The sequence below is a fragment of the Candidatus Ruminimicrobium bovinum genome (assembly GCF_902760015.1).
GTDB classification, from domain to species: domain Bacteria; phylum Elusimicrobiota; class Endomicrobiia; order Endomicrobiales; family Endomicrobiaceae; genus Ruminimicrobium; species Ruminimicrobium bovinum.
Genome location: NZ_CACWEU010000168.1, coordinates 1 through 3,647 on the forward strand (window position 1 = coordinate 1; position 3,647 = coordinate 3,647).

3 protein-coding genes are annotated in these 3,647 nt (G+C 32.4%); all 3 read right to left on the minus strand.

The features are described from left to right. On the minus strand, window positions 1-2,102 hold a 2,102-nt coding region (locus ACMUOV_RS05545; RefSeq protein WP_413854112.1), incomplete at its 3' end, for a M6 family metalloprotease domain-containing protein. Between the two features lie 4 nt (window positions 2,103-2,106). Then, complete coding sequence (locus ACMUOV_RS05550; protein ID WP_413854113.1) at window positions 2,107-3,012, minus strand: PorV/PorQ family protein; 906 nt, start codon at window positions 3,010-3,012, stop codon at window positions 2,107-2,109. Next, window positions 3,009-3,647 (minus strand): methylenetetrahydrofolate reductase (locus ACMUOV_RS05555; RefSeq protein WP_413854114.1); only part of this gene is annotated, 639 nt, incomplete at its 5' end. The genes ACMUOV_RS05550 and ACMUOV_RS05555, both read right to left, overlap by 4 nt.

A 3,647-nucleotide genomic window follows, 5' to 3' on the forward strand; every position in this document is an offset into this window, starting at 1 on the left:
GAATTTATTTGCATAGTATTAAATTTAGGCATTAAATAACCGTATTCGTTAAGCAAATATGAAATTTCTTCCAAAACTTCCGTTCCGGTAAACCTCATATTTTGCCCGCTTGAAACATTATTATTTTCAACGGGAGCATCATCGGCAAAACTTATTACACCTACGGATTTTATCGTTTGCGTTCCGCTTGAAGTCCTTAAAGCATAATTTAATCTATTAACCAAATTTGCATTTGCGGCAGTCAACACGGACATTTTATTTTTAGGTATTGCAAAAACCGTTTCGTTTTCATTATACTCTTTATATATATCATACATATTATTTGCTTCTTCTGCCCCTTCAACCGTAAAAGTAAAATATTCGGACATTTCCTTTTGAGCAGCTTCATCCAATAATTTCAATTCGCTTTTCGTTTTTGAAAACCCCATAACGGTATTTACCATTATTACACCTCTGTTTTCATCTAAATTATCTACAAAATCATCATAACTTTCCGTCCAAAAATACATTATATCTCCGCTTGCGGAAATATTAAAAATATTTATATCCGATTTTTGATAAGTATAACTTAAACTGTTCGGAGCATTTATATTATTATCACTAAAAGTTGTTAATGTAGTATCTCTGAAATAATCCGTATCCGTTCCGTTATTTCTGTTTTGCGCTAAGTCAAACATTGTCCAATCACTTGTTTTTGCATCAGCTTCTTCCAAAGCAACTTTATAATGAGTACGGTCATTGATATTCGCCTTTTTTTCATCAATATGATAAATCAACAAACCTCTTTTACCGGAAGTGCTTCCCGGTAAACTTTTATCAAAACCGTATGGCTGTCTGTTTTCTATCATAAAATATTCTCCGTAACTGAAATTATCCGGAGAAATTTTATAAAAAGCATCTTTTGAATTTGCAGATATTCCTATTGAATTTTTCCCTTTTGATAACCCCTGAGGTTCTTCGATAAAGCCGAGTTTATATTTTACCCAAGCACAAGGATGCGCCGGCACGGAACCGCTGTCCCCGTTCCAAAGGCCGTGTGCCATTAAGCAAAAAGAACCCAATCCTTTGCTTTTATAAGTGGTATCATATAAGTCGGGAATACCGAAAATATGCAACAATTCGTGAGCTATAACGCCTATTCGAACAAGCCCTACTTTTGAATTTTCCGAACCTCTTCGTTCGGGAACAGCTATATATTTTGATATTTTTTTATTATCTTTTGTTGTATATACGGAATGTATTGACCATTGATGTGACCATATATCATTGGAATCGGCTCCCGTATACTCTTCACCGCATCCGGCATGAACAACCGTCAAAATATCAACCCAACCGTCACCGTTTCCGTCGGCTTGAGCAAAATTAAAACCGGCTTCGTCCAATTTTGCTATAGCTTCTTCAACCATTTCACGAGGGTGTTTGTCCGAACCCGAAGAATCATTCTCACCGTAATACACATAACTTTTATCCAATGTAACAACAAATGTGGAAACTATAAACTCCATATCAAAATTGTTATATGAAATCTCATCAAAATAATCTTTAACCGAACCTACGGCGCCGTCATAAGTATAATTTTTTTGATTATATAAATCATTTATCTGTTCGGGTAAAAAAGTAAATTTCTTATCAGCAAACTCAACAAGTATAACCAAATTTTTTTCATTTACAACAACCGATTTGTTATTTGAACCGAAAGAAGCAGCTCTGTTAATAAATTCTTTTTGCTTTAAATCGGAAGCTCTGTTTTGCATTTCTGTTTGGTGTCTGTTATTTGCTGCTTTTAAAAGCATTTCTTCATCTTTTAGCCCCTTTCTTATATCAACCGGAATATCTTTACCTGCGATATATTCCGATTTTTCCAAATGACCGAATTTATGTTTTTTTGCATATTTCCAAAATTTTGTAGAAGTATCCTTTATAATGGTATACCCATCCTCACTTTCATACCAATGGTAAAATTCGTCCCCTTTTAACCTTGCTTTAAAAGTTTTTCCGTCCGGTTGTTTAATTTCGGCAAAATCCGGACTTGCCGGAACAGCAAACAAATAACCGGTAAAATAAAAAACAAAAAACATAATAAATAATATAATTCTTTTCATTTAATTAAAACTCAACTCCCACAGAAAACATATGAATATTTCCCAAATCGCCCTTAGGAAGCCATGCATAATCTATACTTAAAAAATCTAAATTTAATCCAAAACCTAAAGAAAAATTTGAAAGCAATTCATTTTGTAAATCAATTCGTTGTTGATAATTCAACGGTATTTTATAACCGCATCTGAATTTTAATTTTTGATAACTTGCTTCCAAAGCTAACTTTAATTCATAAATATTGTCATTATAATAAGCATTTAATTCGCCTATGCCTGTTAAATAATCAAGCACGTGATATAAAAAAGAAAAATATAAATTTGTAGGTAAATTATAACTGTTTACGGCATTACCGATATTATTTAAACCTGCACCGCAATACATTTTATCGTCAATAAAATATAAACCGCTTAACGTAAATGCAACGGCAGAATAACCGATATCATCTATTTCCTGTTTTAAATATTTTATACTTGCACCTGCAGTTATATCATCATTAATTTTATGTCCGTATGAAAAAGTAAAAATTTTATCATTGGCAGAGAAATCGCCCTGTATAATATAACCGCCGGAAGTTTCAATTGTTTTTTGCATTGAACCTAAGTCAAAATATGTAATAGAAACACCTATGCTTGATTTATTTGTTACCGGCAAATTAAAAGATAAAACATTATAATTGGTATCTGCCAAATAAATAGCATGTGAAAACAATAAATAATATGATGTGTATGGCATTATGGCAGGGTTTGATGGCGATGAAGAAATACCTGCAATTGATATATTTGATAAAGACGCATCGTAAGCTGACATCGGAAGAGTTAAAACCTGGAAAGATGTTGTCCCGACATCTGCCGCACTCGAAAATTTAACAAGACACAAAATTAAAAACAAAACCGCCGCAAATTTTAATTTCATATAATTTCTGACTGCTTTATTATTTCAGGTATATATTCTTCTATACCTATTGCCATTATATGAACACCTTTTGTAAATTTTTTTAATTGTTTTATTGTTTCGGCACAAATCAAAATACCTTCTTTAAAAGGATCTTTTGCCGAAAGAATTCTATTTTGAATTTTTTCCGGAATATTTACTCCGGGTAAATTTTTTAAAAAATTCATAAATTTAACGGATTTTATTACACTTACACCCGGCAAAATTGTAACCGGTAAATGTTTGGTTTTCTCAAAAAACTCATTATATTGTTCAACATCAAACACCGTTTGAGTTTGGATAAATTTTATACCACAGGAAACTTTTTTCTCAAGCATAAGTATTTGTAAATCAAGCGGTGTTGAATTCGGATTTGCAACAGCACCTAAACAAAACTTAGGACTACCGTTTAGTTTTTTACCTGCCAAATCAAATCCTGTTTCCAATAATTTTGCAGTTTTTATAAGTTGCAAAACATCCAAATCGTAAACAGTTTTAGTTCCTATATATTCACCTGCCGAAGGATGATCTCCGCTTAAAAGTAAAATATTTTTTAATCCCAAAACTGAAGCACTTAATAAATCCGACTGTAATGCTATTCTGTTCCTGTCACGACA